The sequence below is a fragment of the Pseudonocardia parietis genome (genome assembly GCF_017876315.1).
GTDB classification, from domain to species: domain Bacteria; phylum Actinomycetota; class Actinomycetes; order Mycobacteriales; family Pseudonocardiaceae; genus Pseudonocardia; species Pseudonocardia parietis.
Genome location: NZ_JAGINU010000001.1, coordinates 5,540,152 through 5,557,412, shown reverse-complemented (window position 1 = coordinate 5,557,412; position 17,261 = coordinate 5,540,152). Strand labels below are relative to the sequence as shown.

The 17,261-nt window shown below is 75.2% G+C and carries 12 protein-coding genes and 1 pseudogene; 10 read left to right on the top strand and 3 right to left on the bottom strand.

The window, feature by feature from the left end; genetic code table 11:
* Positions 1-89 precede the first annotated feature (89 nt).
* Positions 90-731, bottom strand: a complete 642-nt coding sequence (locus JOF36_RS26025) for a TetR/AcrR family transcriptional regulator (protein WP_210031769.1) — start codon at positions 729-731, stop codon at positions 90-92.
* A 105-nt stretch (positions 732-836) separates the two neighbouring features.
* Between JOF36_RS26025 and JOF36_RS26020 the strand changes: the two are divergent.
* The 10 genes and pseudogenes from JOF36_RS26020 to JOF36_RS25980 form a co-directional block, all read left to right on the top strand.
* Positions 837-2,489: pseudogene (locus JOF36_RS26020) on the top strand (fatty acid desaturase); the annotation flags it as partial.
* The gene (locus tag JOF36_RS39425; protein ID WP_245352606.1) at positions 2,487-2,882 is read left to right on the top strand and encodes a 2Fe-2S iron-sulfur cluster-binding protein; all 396 of its coding nucleotides are present in this window, start codon (positions 2,487-2,489) and stop codon (positions 2,880-2,882) included. The pseudogene JOF36_RS26020 and the gene JOF36_RS39425, both read left to right, overlap by 3 nt.
* Before the next feature lie 92 nt (positions 2,883-2,974).
* Positions 2,975-4,105 carry a PucR family transcriptional regulator gene (locus tag JOF36_RS41065; protein ID WP_210031767.1) on the top strand — a complete coding sequence of 377 codons (1,131 nt, stop codon included), beginning with the start codon at positions 2,975-2,977 and terminating at the stop codon, positions 4,103-4,105.
* 84 nt (positions 4,106-4,189) lie between these two features.
* Positions 4,190-5,452: an NAD(P)/FAD-dependent oxidoreductase gene (locus tag JOF36_RS26010; RefSeq protein ID WP_210031765.1), complete on the top strand. Its 1,263-nt coding sequence runs from the start codon at positions 4,190-4,192 to the stop codon at positions 5,450-5,452.
* Positions 5,453-5,622: 170 nt separating this feature from the next.
* A complete protein-coding gene (locus JOF36_RS26005) occupies positions 5,623-7,155 on the top strand; it encodes an alpha/beta fold hydrolase (protein WP_210031764.1) in 1,533 nt (510 codons plus the stop codon).
* A gap of 5 nt (positions 7,156-7,160) precedes the next feature.
* Positions 7,161-9,980, top strand: a complete 2,820-nt coding sequence (locus tag JOF36_RS26000) for an ATP-binding protein (protein ID WP_210031762.1) — start codon at positions 7,161-7,163, stop codon at positions 9,978-9,980.
* Positions 9,981-10,025: 45 nt separating this feature from the next.
* Entirely contained in the window at positions 10,026-10,307 is a 282-nt protein-coding gene (locus tag JOF36_RS25995; RefSeq protein ID WP_210031760.1) for a hypothetical protein, read from the top strand.
* 87 nt (positions 10,308-10,394) lie between these two features.
* The gene (locus tag JOF36_RS25990) at positions 10,395-11,975 is read left to right on the top strand and encodes an ABC transporter ATP-binding protein (RefSeq protein ID WP_210031758.1); all 1,581 of its coding nucleotides are present in this window, start codon (positions 10,395-10,397) and stop codon (positions 11,973-11,975) included.
* Between the two features lie 49 nt (positions 11,976-12,024).
* Complete coding sequence (locus JOF36_RS25985; protein ID WP_307862602.1) at positions 12,025-13,554, top strand: ABC transporter substrate-binding protein; 1,530 nt, start codon at positions 12,025-12,027, stop codon at positions 13,552-13,554.
* Positions 13,551-15,371 carry an ABC transporter permease subunit gene (locus tag JOF36_RS25980; RefSeq protein ID WP_307862601.1) on the top strand — a complete coding sequence of 607 codons (1,821 nt, stop codon included), beginning with the start codon at positions 13,551-13,553 and terminating at the stop codon, positions 15,369-15,371. The genes JOF36_RS25985 and JOF36_RS25980 overlap by 4 nt, the downstream gene beginning before the upstream one ends.
* Before the next feature lie 51 nt (positions 15,372-15,422).
* Here the strand turns inward: JOF36_RS25980 and JOF36_RS25975 are convergent, their stop codons facing one another.
* On the bottom strand, positions 15,423-16,193 hold the full coding sequence (locus JOF36_RS25975; RefSeq protein ID WP_210031751.1) for a 2-keto-4-pentenoate hydratase: 771 nt from the start codon (positions 16,191-16,193) through the stop codon (positions 15,423-15,425).
* Positions 16,194-16,304: 111 nt separating this feature from the next.
* A complete protein-coding gene (locus JOF36_RS25970) occupies positions 16,305-17,111 on the bottom strand; it encodes an adenylyltransferase/cytidyltransferase family protein (RefSeq protein WP_210031738.1) in 807 nt (268 codons plus the stop codon).
* Positions 17,112-17,261 lie beyond the last annotated feature (150 nt).

The following is a 17,261-nucleotide window of genomic DNA, read 5'->3' as shown; positions in this document are numbered from 1 at the left end:
TCACCAGTCTTCGGGGCACGCCGTGACGCACGCCGCGCAGTGATTCACCGGCTGCCCTCGCGTGGTTCGGGGTAGGGCGCCGGCCCGGACTACTGCTCCTGTTCGGCCGGCGGACCGCCGGAGCCCGTGTGGCGCGACGGGTCGAGGACCCCACCGATGAGCCACCGGACCTGCGTGATCGCCGGCTCGGGTGGGCCCGAGGGCTGGGTGAGATGGCTGAGGACCAGACGCACGATCCCGTCGGCACACGTGCCGAGCTCGGCGGGTGAGCGCGCGTAACCGGTGTACAGCGAGGTCATGACCGCCGCGACCCGCTCGGTGGCCCAGCCGAGCACGGCGTCCGGGCGCGCCGTGAGCAGGGGGAGCAGGCTCTCGCCGCGGGCGTCGTCGGCGGTCAGGATCGCCTTGAGCAACGTGTTGGTGGAGCCTTCGTCGAGTGCGTGGCCGACCGCCGCGACGAGGCCCGCGACCGGGTCGGCGGGATGCGCGCGGACCTGCGCGACGATGCCGTCCAGGAAGCGCTCGGTCTCCCGGCTGACCAGGGCGGCGCCGAGAGTCTCCTTGGTGCCGATCTCCTTGTAGAGGTGCTGGCGGCTGACCCCGACCCGGGACGCGACGGCGCCCATCGTCAGCGCCGACCAGCCCCGCGCGGTCGTGATCTCCCGGGCGGCGTCGAGCACCCGGTCGCGCAGCAGCGCACGCATGTCCTGACGGAACGACCCGGGCGGCACGCCACGAGGTTACAGGAAGGCCGCACACGTCGCCGTCGTTGACAATCGAGGCTCATTTGTCAACCATGGCGGTCGCATCCGGTCCAATGTTTTCTGGAGGCGTCGATGACGACGACAGCGGAGTCCGCCGACGAGCGGCGAGTGCTCAGCGAGGCGGAGTCCCGAGCGATCCGGCGGGGCGTTCCCCATCCCCGGGTGCCGATGCCGACGGTCGCGTCGCCGACCCTCGCGCTGTTCGTGGTGTCCCTGGTGATCTGGGGCGGAGCGACCTGGCTGGTGCTCGCCGACCTGGGTCCGTGGTGGCTGCTGCTGACGATCCCGGTGCACGCCGCGGTGACCTTCCTGATGTTCACGGTGCTGCACGAGGCGGCCCACCTCGCCGCGGGCAGGCTCCGGTGGGTCAACGAGGTCCTCGGCCGGCTCTCGGTCCTGTTCGTCGCCGTGTGGGCGGCGTTCCCGACGTTCCGCTTCGTCCACATCGAGCACCACCGCAACACCAATGAGGACTACTACACCGATCCGGATGCCTGGTCCGAGGCCGGCCCGCCGTGGCAGCTGCCGCTGCGGTGGATGACCCAGGACCTGTGGTACTTCCGCTTCTACATCCCGCTGATGCCCCGCCGCCCCCGGGCGGAGGTGCTCGAGCAGGTCGGTGTGATCCTCGCCGTCGTGGCCGCGTTCACGGCGCTGGTGGTCGGCGGTCACGGCTGGGAGCTGCTGGTGATCTACGTGATCCCGCAGCGCATCGGCCTCGTCGTCCTCGCGTGGTGGTTCGACTGGCTGCCGCATCACGAGCTCGATGCCACCGCGAAGTCGAACCGGTTCCGGGCCACCCGGATCCGGGTCGGCTGGGAGTAGTTGATGAACCCGCTGATGCTCTACCAGAACTACCACCTGGTGCATCACATCCACCCGACCATCCCGTTCTACCGCTACGTCCAGGTGTGGCGGCGCACCGAGTCCGACTTCCTCGACCGCGACGTCCCGATCGCGACGGCGTGGGGCACCGAGCTCTCGCCCGCCGAGTACCGCGCCTGGCGCCGGATCACCGCCGACCACGCCCGTGACGCCGGCCTGTCCCACCGGCCGCACCGGTTGCGTGTCGCCGAGATCCGCCGGCTCACCCCCGACTCGGTCTCGATCACCTTCGACGTGCCGGACGACCTGCGCGAGACCTTCCGGTTCGCGCCCGGGCAGAACGTGGTCGTGGCCGCCGAGATCGACGGTGAGACCGTCCGCCGGAACTACTCGATCTGCACCACCGCCGGTTCCGGCGTGCTGCGGGTCGCGGTCCGCCTCACCGAGGGCGGTCGCTTCTCGACCTACGCCGGCACCACCCTCGCACCTGGTGACGAGCTGGTGGTCACGCCCCCGAGCGGGCAGTTCACGCTCACTCCCGACCCCGGTGCCCGCCGGCACATCGCCGCCGTCGCCGCCGGCAGCGGGATCACCCCGGTGATCTCCATCCTCGCCAGCGCCCTCGACGCCGAGCCCGGTAGCCGGGCGACGCTGCTCTACGCCAACCGCGACGCGGGGTCGACGATGTTCGCCGACGAGCTGGCCATGCTCACCCGCCGGTTCGAGGGCCGCCTGACGGTCGTCCACTACCACTCCCGGGCCACCTCCGACGCTGCCGCGACGGCCACCGAGCACGAGGAAATCCGGTACGGCCGGCTCGACGCCGAGCGGCTCCGGGAGCACCTCGGCGAGCCCCGCCTGCAGGATGCCGAGTGGTTCCTGTGCGGGCCGCCGGCGATGCTCGACGTCGCGGAGACGGTTCTCGGCGAGCACGCCGTCCCGGCCGGGCAGGTCCGTCGCGAGCTGTTCGTCGCCCCCGACCAGCAGCTCGACGACGCCGCCCTCGCCGACGTCGTGCCCGCCATCGTCACCCTCACCCGGCGCGGTGAGCGGACCGAGGTCCGTACCGCGGGGACCGCGTCCATTCTGGAGGCCGCGCTCGACGGCGGGGTCGACGTGCCGTATCTCTGCGCCGGTGGGATCTGCGGGACCTGCCGCGCCGTCGTCGTCGACGGCACCGTGGACATGCAGCAGAACTACGCGCTGTCGGCGGACGAGGTCCGGGCCGGGGCCGTCCTGACCTGCCAGTCCCGCCCGACCAGCCCGACCGTCGGCGTCGACTTCGACAGATGACCACCGGCGGGCCCGCCGGGGTCGACGTGGTCCGCCCGGTGGCGGCGGCCTAGGGTCCGGGACGTACGGGGTGTGCCGTACAGGGGGGTGCCGTGTCCGGTGACGCCGATCTGTTCGGGCTGGCGAACGACCTCGCCGGGCTGATCGGCTGTCCGATCACGATCGAGGACCCGGACACCGTCGTCGTCGCCTACGGGGGCAACCACGCCGGCGTCGACCGGACGCGGGTGGAGACGATCCTCAACCGTCAGGTGCCGCCGGACGTCCGGCGGGCGCTGGACCGTGCCGGGGTGTTCGACCGGCTCCGCACGTCCGACGACGTCGTCGTCGCCGAACTGTCCGAGCTGCAGATGAGTCCGCGTGCGGTGATCGCCGTCCGGGACGAGGGCGAGCTGCTCGGATCGATCTGGGCGGCGACCGGGGGCGCCCCGTCGGCGGCTCAGGAGGCCGCGTTGCGCGCGGCCGGACCGGTCGTCGCACGCCATCTGCGGGCCGTGCGCCGCGCCGCGGACGACGCAGGCCGGGCGCGGACCGAGCAGCTCGCGCGCCTGCTGACCGGCGGGGAGGTCGCGGTCCGGGAGGCGGCCGAGTCGGGGTTGCCCGATCGGCTCGTGGCGGTCGCGGTACGCGGCCGGAGCCTCGAGCGGGTGGCGGGCGCCCTGGCGCTGCACCTGGACGCCGTGGCGCCCCGCTCGGTGTGCGCGATGCGTGACGACACGCTGTTCGCGCTCCTCGCCGCATCCTCGGGGCGACGGATCGTCGCCGACTTCCTGGAGCGCGTCTCCGGACGGGCGGAGGTCGTCGCCGGCATCGGGGAGTCGGTGCCGGCGCTGGAGCTGCCACGGTCGGCGGCGACCGCCGAGAGCATCGTCGAGGTTTTGCTCGGCCGCGACACCGGGCCCCGGGTGGCCGAGCTGCGCGAGGTCTTCGCCGACATGCTCGTCGACCGGGTGCGCGGATTCCTGACGGCGCACGCCGAGGCGAGCCCGCTGGTGGCGCTGGAGCGCTACGACGTCGAGCACCACGCCGGGCTGGTCGATGCGGTCGACGCCTACCTCACCTCCGCGGGGAACGTGGCCCGGGCGGCCGAGGCACTCCGCGTGCACCCCAACACCATCCGGAACCGGCTGCGCCGGGCCCGCGAGGCGTGCGGGGTCGATCCGGACGCGCCGGCCACCCGGCTCGCGCTGACGGTCCATCTGGCCGCCCGGCGATCCGACTGAGGTTGTGGGATCTCACAACCCGGCGGCCCGCCGCGTGGCCGAAGCACCACACCGCGCGCGGCGTGCCCGGGACACACTCGCTGTATGGCTGAGCAGCGGATAGTCGTCGTGGGCGCCGGCATCGTCGGCCTCTCCACCGCCTGGCACCTGCAGCGCGGCGGGGCGGAGGTGACCGTCGTGGAGCGGCGGGATGTCGCGGCCGGATCGTCCTGGGGCAACGCGGGCTGGCTCGCCCCCGCCCTGACCCTCCCGCTGCCCGAACCCGCGATCCTCGCGACCGGCATCCGGGCCCTGCTGAGCCCGAAGTCGCCGGTCTACGTCCCGCCCCGCGCCGATCCGCGGCTGCTGGGCTTCCTGGCCGGCTTCGCCCGGCACTGCACCGATCGGCGGTGGCGCAGGGCGCTGCAGGTGTTCATCGCCGCGAACGCCCACGCGCTCGACGCCTACGACGAGCTGACCGAGGCGACGGGGGAGGCGGTCGACGAGCGCATCTCCCGGGCCACCCCGTTCCTCGCCGCCTTCGCGAACGAGACGGACCGCGAGGCGTTGCTCGAGGAGTTCCGCCGGGTCAACGAGGACGGCGGGCGGACCGACTACTCGCTCCTCGACGACGCGGCCGTGCACGAGCTCGAACCCGCGCTCGGGCCCGGCGCTCGCTGCGGGATCAGCATCGAGGGGCAGCGCTTCATCAACCCCGGTCGGTTCGTGCACGCGCTCGCGGATGCGGTGAAGGCGGCGGGCGGCGAGATCGTCACCGGTCGCGAGGTCGCGGAGATCGAGGGCCGGGACGGCACCAGGCCCCGGGTGCGGTTCACCGACGGCGACCCGATCGAGGCCGACGCGGTCGTCGTGGCCAACGGCGCCTGGCTGGGCCGGCTCGCCCGCAGGCACGGCGTGCGGCGGCTGGTCCAGGCCGGCCGGGGCTACAGCTTCACCGTGCAGCCCGACTCGCCGCCGCGCAACCCGATCTACCTGCCCACCCAGCGGGTGGCGTGCACGCCGCTCGGCGGGTCGTCGGACGGGCTGCGCGTGGCCGGGATGATGGAGTTCCGCGACCCCGACGACCGGCTCGACCCCCGCCGGATCGATGCGATCGTCGAAGCGGCCGGACAGATGTTCACCGGGGTGGACTTCGCCGCGCGTCGCGACGAGTGGGTGGGCTCGCGCCCCTGCACCACCGACGGTCTTCCGCTGGTGGGGCGCACCCGGACCCAGGGCGTCTACGTCGCAGGTGGACACGGGATGTGGGGCATCGCGCTGGGCCCGCTGACCGGGCGGCTGCTCGCCGGGCAGATCCTCCGCGGCGAGACCGGTGACGTGCTGCGCAGCTTCGACCCGCTCCGCTGAGCGCGGCGACGCGGACGACGGGCACAGCCGTCAACCGCTCTACCCCACTCTGACGAAATCGCGCGGCGCGCATGCCGCCGACCGTCGTAACTCGACGGACGATCCCGGTCCGGTGCGCCCGCGGTGCTGTACGGTCCGCGTCCTCTCTCCACCGGACGGGGTGGTTCGCGATGGCCGGACACCGGGTGATCGAGCGTGCGGTCGTCGCCGTCCTGTGTGTGATGCTGTCGGCGTCCTGTGCGGTCGGACCGCAGCAGGCGGCGGCATCCGCGCCCGCGCCCGGGATCGCGTGGACGAGCTGCGATCCCCCGGCGGCCGGGTTGGAGTGCGGCACCCTCTCGGTCCCGCTGGACTGGAACCGCCCGGATGGTGAGCGCATCGACCTGGCCGTCCTGCGCCATCTCGCGAGCCGGCCGCAGGAGCGGATCGGGTCGATGTTCCTCAACCCGGGCGGGCCCGGTCAGAGCGGCGTGCAGGTGGTGCGGGACGGGGCCGACGGCTTCGACGTGTGGGGCGGCGGCCGGTTCGACGTGATCGGCTGGGATCCGCGGGGCACGAACGCCAGCTCGCCGGTCGAGTGCTTCCCCACGGAGCAGGAGCGGGCGCAGTTCTGGGACGGCGTGTCCATCCCCTCGACGACGGAGCAGTCGCAGGCCTACGAACGCCGGACGGTCGAGCTGGCGCGCCGGTGCGGCGAGGTGAGCGGGAACCTCCTGCCGCACATCTCGACCGCGGACACCGCCCGCGATCTCGACGTACTGCGCCAGGCCGTCGGGGACGAGAAGCTCACCTACGTCGGCCTGTCCTACGGAACGATGATCGGCCAGACCTACGCGAGCATGTTCCCCGACCGGGTGCGGGCGATGATGCTCGACGGCATCATCGACCCGGTCCGGACCACCGCGGGTGCCGAGGAACGGACCGCCAACGACGTCGCCTACGCCGACGAGGTCTTCGGCAAGTTCCTCGAGCTCTGCGCGGCCGCCGGCCCGGCCCGGTGCGCGCTGGCCGGGCACGACGAACCCGTCGACCAGCGCGCCGCGCGGGTGTTCGCCGAGGCGCAGCGGGCACCGATCCCGGCACCGGACGCGGACCCGCCCGGCGAGCTCAGCCACGGCGACCTGCTGCTCAGCACGTTCACCCCGCTGCGGCTGCCGGAGACCTGGCCGCAGTTCGCCGCGGATCTCGAGGCGGCGGCCAACGGTGACGCCTCGGCCCTGGAGACCGCGGCCCGGCAGATGAGCACCCCCGAGGCCTTCGCCGCGTCCACCACGTCGTCGGCGATCTCCTGCCTCGACGGTCCCGCGCAGCGGCCGGTGGCCGACTGGCCGGCGGTGATCGACGACCTGAGCGGCTCGAGCATGCTCTGGGGGCCGGTACTGGGCTGGTGGCTCTGGGCGCCGTGCGCGTCGGGCTGGCCCGCCCAGAGCACCGACCGCTACACCGGCCCGTGGGACGCCACGACCGAGAACCCGATCCTGCTGGTCAACGCCCGGTACGACCCGGCCACCGGCTACGGCAACGCCCGGGCCGTCGAGCAGCGGCTCGGGAACGCGGTCCTGCTCACCATGGACGGTTACGGCCACCCGAGCTACCAGGACCCGAGCGCGTGCCTCGAGCAGGCGCGCACGCGCTACCTCGTCGACCTGGCCACCCCACCGCCGGGCACGGTCTGCGCGCCCGACGGGGTGCCCTTCCCGTAGCCGTCATGCCGGGTCGCCCGACGTCGGCCGGCACGCTGCTCGGCCGGCACCGTGAGCTGGACGCCCTCCGCACCTGGCTGGCCGACGCCGGCGCGCGACGGGGCCGGGTCGTGCTGGTCACGGGGGAGGCCGGGATCGGCAAGACGCGGCTCGGGCAGGAGGTCGCCGCGCTCGCCGACGGTCCCGTCGTGTGGGGTCGGTGTGCCGAGACCGAGGGCGCGCCGCCGTTCTGGCCGTGGCACGAGGTGTTGCGCGCGCTGGATCTCGCCGGTCCGCCGCCCGGCGACGTCCGGTCGCCCCAGGACCGGTTCCGGGTCGTCGACGCGGTGGCGGGGGCGGTACTGGGCGCGTCGGCACGACGTCCGCTGGTGATCGTCCTGGACGACGTGCAGTGGGCCGACGAGGCGTCGCTGCTGGTGCTGCGCCACGTCGCGGAACGGGCGGCGGACTCGGCGTTGCTGGTGCTGGCGACGGTGCGGGTGGCCGGGCCCTCCGACGTGCTCGGTGGGGTGCTGGCCGACGTGGGCCGGGCGCCGGGCGCGGAGTCGTTGCGCTTGGCGGGCCTGAGCCCGGGCGACGTGGCGCGGCAGCTCGACACCCTCGGCGCCGGCGGCGCCGGCGGCGCCGGCGGTGCCGACGCCGCTCAGGTGCACGAGGTGACCGGCGGCAACCCGTTCTTCGTCCGGGAGGTGGCACGAGCGGTGGCGGAGGGGACGTGGTCGCCCGGCCACGCGCCGGGGAGCGTGCGGGACGCGATCGGCGCCCGGGTGCAACGGCTCGGCGCCGGGACCCGGCGGCTCGTCCGTGCGGGTGCGGTGATCGGCCGGCAGTTCCCGCTCGCGGTGGTCGCGAGCATGCTCGACGCTCCGGTGCCGCGGCTCCTCGGCACGGCGGACGCGGCCGTCGCCTCCGGACTGCTCGCACAGGTCGGCAGCGGTGAGCTGCGCTTCGCCCACGCGCTGGTCCGGGACGCCGTCCGCACGTCGATCCCGACCGCGGAGCGGGTCGCCCTGCACCGGGCCGCCGCCTCGGCGCTGGCGACGCACTGGGCCGGTGACATCGACGACCATCTCGGCGAGCTGGCCCGCCACCACCTCGCGCTCGCGCCCTACGGGGGTGCGGTGCAGGCCCGCGAATGGGCGCTGCGCGCCGGCGCGGAGGCGGTGCGGCGACTCGCGTTCGAGGAGGGGGTGCGGTTGTACCGGGCGGCGCTCGATGTCGCGGTCCCGTGGCCCGGCGACGCGCAGGCGTGCCGCGCGCACCTCGCCCTCGGCCGCGCCGCCTTCCTCGCCGGAGACCTCGACACGGCCCTGGCGGGAGCGGTGGCGGCGGCCGGCCACGCCCGGGCCGCGGGGCGGCCGGAGCTGCTCGCGCAGGCCGCGCTCGTTCTGGAGCCGGTGCCCGACCCGGCGATCGCGGTGGTCCTCACCGAGCTGTGCGAACAGGCACTGGCCGCGGTCACCGAGGACGTGCTCCGGGCACGGCTGCTGGCCCTGCGCAGCCATCTCGCGTTCTACGCCGGTGAGCACGATCTGACCCGGGCGACCAGCGAGGCGGCGCTGACGCTGGCCCGGGCGGGTACCGACGCCCCGGCGCTGGTGGCCTCGCTGCGTGCCCGGCACGACGCCTGCCCGGGCCCGGCGGGCCAGGGGACGCGCTTGGCGCTGGCCGGCGAGATGCTGGTGCTCGCCGAGCGAACCGGCGACGCGCGCACCGCGATGTGGGGCAGGCTCTGGCGGATCGACGCGCTGGTGGAGAGCGGTGAGCTGACCGCCGCCGGGGACGAGTTGGCACCGCTGACGGTAGCGGTGGAGCGGGTCGGGGGACCGGCGAGCGCGTGGCACGGTGATCGGGTCCGGGCCTGCATCGCGCAGGCCAGGGGCCGTTTCGACGACGCGCGGGCAGCGGCGGCCCGCGGGTACGAGCGGATGCGGCTGATCGAGCCGGCGTCCGCGACCGGCATGCTCCTGGGCACCCACTGGGTGCTGGCCCGGCATGTCGGGACCTCGGACGAGGCCCTGGCGATGGCCCGCACGTGGGTCGAGCCGCCACCCCGGTTCCGGACGATGGGCCGGGTGTCGCGCGCCTACCTGCTGCTCCGCGCGGGGTGCGCGGACGAGGCCGACGCGCAGTTCCGGCAGGCGGGTCCGCCCCCGGCGTGGTCGTGGCCGGTGTTCTTCACCGCGACGGGCTCGGTGCTGGCGGTGCTCGTCGCGACCGGGCTCGGCAGGCCGGACGAGCTCGCCGCGGCGCTGGAGACCCTGGAGCCGTTCCGCGGGGAGCACATCGTCGGCAGCGGTGTCAGCTACAGCGGGCCGGCCGAGCTCACGCTCGGGATCGGCGCGCTCGCCCAGGGCCGTCTCGACGACGCCGTCGCCGATCTGGAGACCGCGGTGCGACGGTGCGACCGGGCCGGCGCCCCGGGGTTCCTCGCCGAGGCCACCCACCATCTCGCCACGGCGCTCGCCGCGCGCTCGCACCCCGGTGACCGGGCCCGGGCCCGGGAGCTCGCCGTCGCCGGTGACGGGCTGATCCACGCACTCGGGATGACCGTCCTCCGTGAGCCGAGCGCGGAGCTGCTCCGCCGCCTCGGACCCGGCCGGGAGGGGCTGTCGCCGCGGGAGGTGGAGGTGGCAGCGCTGGTCGCCGAGGGGCTCACCAACCGTCAGATCGCCGCCCGCCTGGTGATCTCCGAGCGCACGGCGGGCAACCACATCGCGCACATCCTCACCAAGCTCGGGTTCACCTCGCGCAGCCAGATCGCGGCCTGGATGAGTACGACGATGAGCGATCCGGCCCATGCCCGGCGGGCCGGATCTCCCTAGCGTCCCGCAGGGCGGCCGGCGCGGCCGCGAACCGAGGAGGACGACATGACCTATGTGACCGTGGTCGACGACTCACCGGCCGGCAGCATCGAGAACCTCGACAAGCTGATGAGTGACATCCTCGCCGAGCCCGACGGCCTCGCGGCCCGGTACGCCGGGATGGTGGACGGCAAGCTCTGCCTGGTGGCGATCTGGGACTCCCGCGAACACGCCGAGGCGTTCATGACCACCCGGCTCGGGCCCGGGCTGCGGCAGCTGCTCGGCGCCGCCCCGGCCGCCCCGCCCCGGGCGCTGGGCATCGAGGTGGAGCACTGCTACGTGCGCTGAGGTCCCGGCCGGGAGCGGGCCGATCAGGCGCTGCGGCGTCCGTCACGATCACCATAAACGACAACTGTGTCCGTTATCGTTTCGACGATGCTGTCCGACGCCCGTGAGATCGTAGCCGGGGAACCGCTGCTCTCGGTCCGCGATCTCACCGTCTCGATCGGCACACGAGACGTGCTCCGTGCTGTGGACCTGGAGGTGCGGCGCGGCGAACGGGTCGCGCTGCTGGGGGCGTCGGGAGCCGGGAAGTCACTGACGGCGGCCGCGGTGCTGGGACGCCTCCCCGCCGTCGCAGCCGGGCGCGGCGGCGTCGAGCTGGCGGGAGAGGACGTCCTGGCCGTCCCGGCCGCCCGCCGGTCGCGGCGGGTGCGGATCACGGCCGTGGGTCAGGACTCGCGGGTGGCGCTGAACCCCCTGGTGCCGGTCGGTGTGCAGCTGCGGGCCGCGGTCCGTGCCGCCGGGCTCGATCCCTCCGGCGTGGATCTCGCGGGGGAGCTGTCGGCCACCGGGCTGGCCGATCCCGGGCACGTGCTGGCCGCGCTGCCCGGCGAGCTGTCCGGCGGGCAGCGTCAGCGGGTGCAGCTGGCGATGGCGCTGGCCGGCCGTCCGGACCTGCTGATCGCCGACGAGCCGACCAGCGCGCTCGATCCGGTCAACCGGCGCCGGGTCCTGGACGTCCTGGCGGCGCGGCTCACGGACTCGTCGACGGCGCTGCTGTTCATCAGCCACGACGTGCCGGCGGCCCAGGAGCTGTGCTCGCGGTCGGTGCACCTCGCCGAGGGACGCTCGAGGAGCGCGCCGCCGGCCCGGGAGACACGCCACGCGAGAGCAGCGGTCCGGCCCCCGGACGACCCGGCGGAGCGGGAACCGCTGCTGCGGGCGTGCGACCTGCACCGGGTGCACCCGGACCCGCGGCCGTGGCGGCCGTGGCGGCGGGCCGGTGAGCCGATCCGGGCGCTGCGGGGCGTCGAGCTCGACCTGGGGTGCGGCGAGCGGGTCGGTCTCGCCGGGCCGTCGGGCGCCGGCAAGTCCTCGTTGCTGCGCATCCTGCTGGGACTCGACCGCCCGGACCGGGGCACGGTCACGGTCGACGGCCGGGAGATCAGCGGTGGCCGCGCCCGGGACCGGCGATGGTTCCGCCGCGCCGTGCAGTACATCCCGCAGGATCCCGCGGGCTCGCTGAACCCGCGGATGACGATCCGCGCACTCGTGGCCGAACCGCTGCGCCGGCTCGGCGTCCCGGGCGACCACGCCGACGCGGTCCGGGCCGCGCTCGACCGGGTCGGTCTGACGGGTGAGCTGGCCGATCGCCGCCCCGGCGAGCTGTCCGGTGGTCAGGCGCAACGCGCCGCGCTCGCCCGCGCGCTGGTGGTCCGGCCGCGCCTGCTGCTCGCCGACGAACCCGTCGGCGGGCTCGACCCGGCGCTGCGTGACCAGGTCGTCCACCTGCTGGACGAGGCCTGCACCGCGACCGGGGCCGGGCTGCTGCTGGTCGCGCACGACCTCGACGTCGTCGGCTCGCTGTGCTCCCGGCTGGTCGTCCTCGATGCCGGCCGCGTCGTCGAGGACGGGCCCACCGCCGAGGTCCTGTCCCGTCCCGTTCACCCGGTGACCGCTGAGCTCGTCCGGGCCGCCGGCCTCGACCCACGAGTGCCCGCCGGCGACATCTGACGGGCCAACCCGAACCCGAACCCGCCCGCCCACCGAACCGAGGAGACCCGTGCCCCCGTCCCGATTTCGCCGACCTCTCGCGGCACTGGCGCTGAGTGCGTCCGCTCTGATGCTGACCGGCTGCTTCGCCGCACCGGCGAACGGCCCCGGTGGCGGTACCGACCGGGTGAGCGTGGCGATGCTGCTGCCGCCGCGTTCGGGCCTGTCCCCGTTCAGCGACGACGCGTTCAAGCTGTCGCGGTGGCGTACCGCCGAGACCCTGGTCCAGCTCGACGAGGCCGGTGACGCCCGGCCGATGCTGGCCACCGAGTGGTCCCGGGTGGATCCCCGGACCTGGCGGTTCACCCTGCGCGACGGCGTGACGTTCCACGACGGCACCGAGCTGACCGCGACGCACGCCGCCGACGTCCTCAACCGGGCGACGGTCGCGTCCCCGCCGCCCCGCATCCTGGACGGCGTCGAGCTGACCGCCCGGGCCGACGGCGACAACGCCGTGCTGGTGTCCACGGCGACGGCGGACCCACTGGTCCCGCAGCGGCTGTCCAGCCCGCAGCTGTCGCTACTGGCGCCGGCCGCGTACGGGCCCGACGGACGGGTGGACCCGGCCGGTCACGGCAGCGGCCCGTTCCGGCTGACGGCCGTCCAGGGCACGTCCGGGGCGACGCTGGACCGGTACGACGGCTACTGGGGCGAGCCGGCCCGGGTCGCGGGCATCGACGTCACCTACGTTCCGGACGGCACCGCCCGTGCCGCCGCGCTGCGGACCGGGACCGCCGACGTCGTCGAGGCGATCCCGCCGGGCCAGGTCCCGCTGCTGGACCCGGAGCTGGTGCACGAGGTCCCGATGCCGCGGACGAACACGCTGTACCTGAACACCGACCGCGGACCGTTCGCGGACCCGGCGGTCCGGGCGGCGGCGCGCGAGGCGATCGACCGCGCCGCGCTCGTCGCCGGCGCCTACGAGGGGCGCGCGGACAGCGCGTCCGGGTTGCTGGGCCCGGCGCTGCCCTGGGCCGCCGACCTGCGGAGCGATCCCGCCTACGCCCGGGCGCTCGCCGCCCGGCCCGCCCCGGCGCGGGTGCAGGGGGTGCCGATCACGCTGGGCACCTTCACCGACCGCAGCGAGCTGCCCGAGACCGCCGTGCTGCTGGAGCAGCAGCTCGAGGCCGCCGGGTTCGTCGTGACCCAGGACGTGCGCGAGTACGCGTTCATCGAGGCCGACGCCCTCGACGGCGCGTTCGACGCCTTCCTGCTCTCCCGCGCCACGGTCCTCGACTCCGGGGACCCGGTCGCCTACATGACCAGCGACTTCGGCTGCGCGGGCGGGTTCAACATCTCCCAGCTCTGCGCACCCGGAGTCCAGCAGGCCCTCGAACGGGCCGCGGGGACCGACACCGGACCCGCGCGCCGCGCGGCCACGATGCAGGCCGAGGCGGCGGTGCTCGCCACCGACGCGGCGATCCCGCTGCTGCACGAGCGGGTCATCCAGGGCGAGTCGGCCCGGGTCGACGGGGTCGCGCGCGACCCGCGGGAGCGGGACCTGATCACGAGCGGCACCACGGTGGGGGCGACCCCGTGACCACCGCCCGGCCGGTGACCGGCCAGGACGCGCCGCCGCCTGTCCGGGACGGCTCCGCCCGCGCCCGGGACGCGTGGGTCGGTGCGGTGTCCCGGGTGGTCGCCGGTGCGGGCGTGGTGTTCCTGATCGGGATCCTGCCGTGGCTGTCGCAGCGGTCCCCGGAGCTGGCGGTCCTGCGGGCCCGCTCGGCCGAGCGGGAGGCGACCCCGGAGGCGCTCGCGTCGATCCGGTCCGACCTCGGTCTCGATGCCGGGCCGTGGGGCGTGTTCGGGCGCTGGCTGCAGGGCGTGCTGACCGGCGACCTCGGCACGTCGTGGGTGTCGGGGGAGCCCGTTCTCCCGACGGTGCTGGCCGGGCTCGGCGTCTCGCTGACGTTGATGGGGTTCGCCCTGGTGGTGGCGGTCCTCGTCACCGCGGCGCTGCTCGCCCCTGCCCTGCGGCGCGGCCTGGCCGGCGCGGGAGCGGGCACGGTCGGGAACGGCGGCGGGCTCGCCGCCGCCCTCACGGCGCTGCCCGAGTTCCTGCTCGCCGCGGTCCTGCTGGTCACCGTCGCGGTCGGCCTCGGCTGGTTCCCGCCCTACGGCTGGGCGGGACCGCAGTACGCGGTCCTGCCCGCGCTGGCACTCGGTCTCCCGGCCGGTGGGCTGGTCGGCCGGTTGCTGGCCGAGTCCGTCGCCTCGGCGTTCAGCGAGCCGTGGGTCGGGACGTGGCAGACGGCGGGGCTGTCCCGCCCGCGGGTCGGCGCCGCGGTCCTCCGGCGCGCCCTGCCCTCGGTGCTCCCGCAGATCGGGCTCGTGCTGGTCGGCATGACCGGGGGAGCGGTCGCGGTCGAGGAGGTCTTCGCCATCCCCGGCCTGGGCCGCACGACACTGGGCGCCGCCGCATCGCTGGACCTGACGCTGCTGCAGGCCGGGGTGCTGGCGCTGCTGCTGGTCGCCGCGGTCGCCGGTGCGCTCGCACAGCTGGCCCGGACGCTGATCCTGGGGCGCGCGGCCCGCACCGGCGACGTCCCGGTGGCCTCGGCCCTCACGACGGTGCGCCGGTACCGCTGGGTCCTGCCCGGCACCGCCGGCGCCCTGCTGCTCCTGGTCACCGCGACCGGGTTGCTGCGCGACCCGTACACCTCGGCGCATCCGCGGCTCGCCGCCCCGTCGCTCGCGCTGCCGCTGGGTAGCGACGCCGTGGGCCGGGACGTGCTGGCCCGGGTCGGGCACGGCGCACTGCTCACCGCCGGAACCGCGCTGGCGGTCGTCGCGTTCTCGCTCGTGCTGGGCGTGCTGATCGGGCTGGCGCCGCGGCTGTCCACCGGGGCCGCGGAGGTCGCCAACGCCGCCCCGCCGGTGCTGGCCGGGCTGGTCGTCGCCGCCGTCCTGGGGCCCTCGGCGATCGGGGCCGCGATCGGCGTCGCCCTGGTCAGCTGGGCGCCGCTGGCCGCGCACACCGCGGCGCTGGTGTCGGAGATCCGGGCGCAGCCGCACGTGCGGATCCTGCCGGTGCTCGGCGTCGGCCCGGTCCGGGCGACCGCCGTGCACGTCCTGCCGGCCGCGGCCGGTCCGCTGGTCCGGCACGCGATGCTCCGGCTGCCCGGCACGGCGCTCGCGCTCGCCTCGCTCGGTTTCCTCGGCCTCGGCCCGCAGCCGCCGAGCCCCGAGTGGGGGCGCCTGCTCGCCGACGGACTGCCCTACGTCGAACGCGCACCCTGGGCGGTCCTGGCGCCGAGCGGCATGCTGATCCTCGTCGCGGTGCTCGCCGTGTCACTCGCGTCGGCCGGTCGGGCCGGGAGGGGTACAGCACCGCGGACCGCCGACCACCGATGAGCAGGGAGACGAACTGATGCCGTTGATCCAGGTGACGCTCGCGACGCGGACCTAGCGACAGTCCAGGCGGAGCGAGCCGAGCCGGTCGATCGTCGCCACCACGACGTCGCCCGGGCCGACCGGCACCGCGGCGGTCAACCCACCGGACAGCACGATCTCCCCCGCGGCCAAGCCCTCGCCGTCGGCGGCGAGCGTGCGGACCAGCCAGGCCACCGCGGCGGCCGGATCGCCCAGCGAGGCGGCGCCGGCGGCGGTCGAGACGACGTCGCCGTTCTTCTCCAGCACGACCCCGACCAGCCTCAGCTCGACTCCGGCCGGGTCGACCGGGGCACCGATGACGAAGCGGGACGCCGAGGTGTTGTCCGCCACGACGTCCGCGGTGGTGAACCGGTAGCCGGTGTAGCGGGAGTCGAGGACCTCGATGCCGACCGCGACGGCGGAGGTCGCCGCGAGCACGTCGGCGGCGGTGACGTCCGGTCCGGAGAGGTCGTGGCCGAGGGTGAACACGATCTCGGGCTCGCAGCGGGGCTGGATCTGCGTGCCGGTGTCCAGCGGCTCGCCGGGGTCGAGGGTGGCTCCGGCGGGCAGGAACCCGTAGATCGGCTCGTCGACGTCGACCTGGAGCTGCTTCGCCCGCGAGGTGAGGCCCAGTTTCCAGCCCGCCAAGGGGCCCGCCGAGCTGCGCAGATGGCGTTGGACGCGGTAGGCGGTGGGCAGGTCGAGTGCCGGGAACTCGTCGGTCAGCCTGCCGATCGCGGTGCGGTCCGCGACGGCCCCGGCCAGCCGGGCGGCGAGTTCGGGGACGGGTACCTCGGTGCTCATACGACCCTCACAGTGACCGGTCCGAACCGGCCTGGCCACGACCGTAACCCGGCGCCGCGCTCGATCCGACGGCCGCCGGCACGAACGACGGGGCACCGTCGGCCGTGACGATCACGTGCGGTGACGACGGTCGAGGAAGGTGACGGTGACCGGCCCGTCGGGGCCCGCCGCGTCGTCGATCGTGAGCCCTCCCGCGGTGTCGAGCGTGACGGTGGCGGACCGCCCGTCGACCAGCCCGGCGTAGTCCCCGGCCGGTGGCAGCGCGGTGTCCGGTTCGAGCGCGACGACGCGGCCGGAGCGCCGGCCGTCGACGCGGTGCGGGCGGCCCAGTGCACGTGCGGCCGCGGCCAGGTCACCGGCGCGCAGGCACGCGCGGACGTGGGTGGACGAGCACGGCGTATCGACGGCCTGCAGCAGCGGGACACCGTGCGCGGTGAACCCGAGGCCGGGGCCGAGCTCGGCGAGGGTGTCGACGGTGCCGCCGCCCCGCGCGCCGAAGGTGAAGTTCGCGCCGACCACCACGGCCCGGGCACGGAGGTCGCGGGCCAGCACCTCGCGGGCGAACTCCTCGGGCCGGCGGCGCGCGACGTCGCGGGTGAAGCGCAGTACGCAGACGGCGTCGGCCCCGGCGTCGGCGGCGAGCTCGGCGCGGTGTCCGACGGTGCTCAGCGTCGCGGTGTCGCGGGGGATGCCGAGCACCCGCGCGGGGTGGGGATCGAAGGTGACCAGCACCAGGGGGAGACCGAGCCGGTCGGCGACCGCCCGGGCCTGGCCCACCAGGCGGCGGTGACCGCGGTGCATGCCGTCGAAGACCCCGACGGTGACGACGCACGGGCCGGTCGCGGCACCGGCCTCCGCGGTGTCGCGATGGACGGGCACGGTGCGCGGGCGTGGGGCGGCGGGCAGCGTCGCGGTCATCGTGGCGCTCCGATCGGTGGGTCCCGGAGATCGGTGGGTCTCGGAGGTCGGTGGGTCTCGGAGGTCGGTGGGGTCTCGGAGATCGGTGGGTCTCGGAGGTCGGTGGTGTCCCGGAGAAGGTGGGGCGGGAGCGGCCCGGGGGCGCCGTGA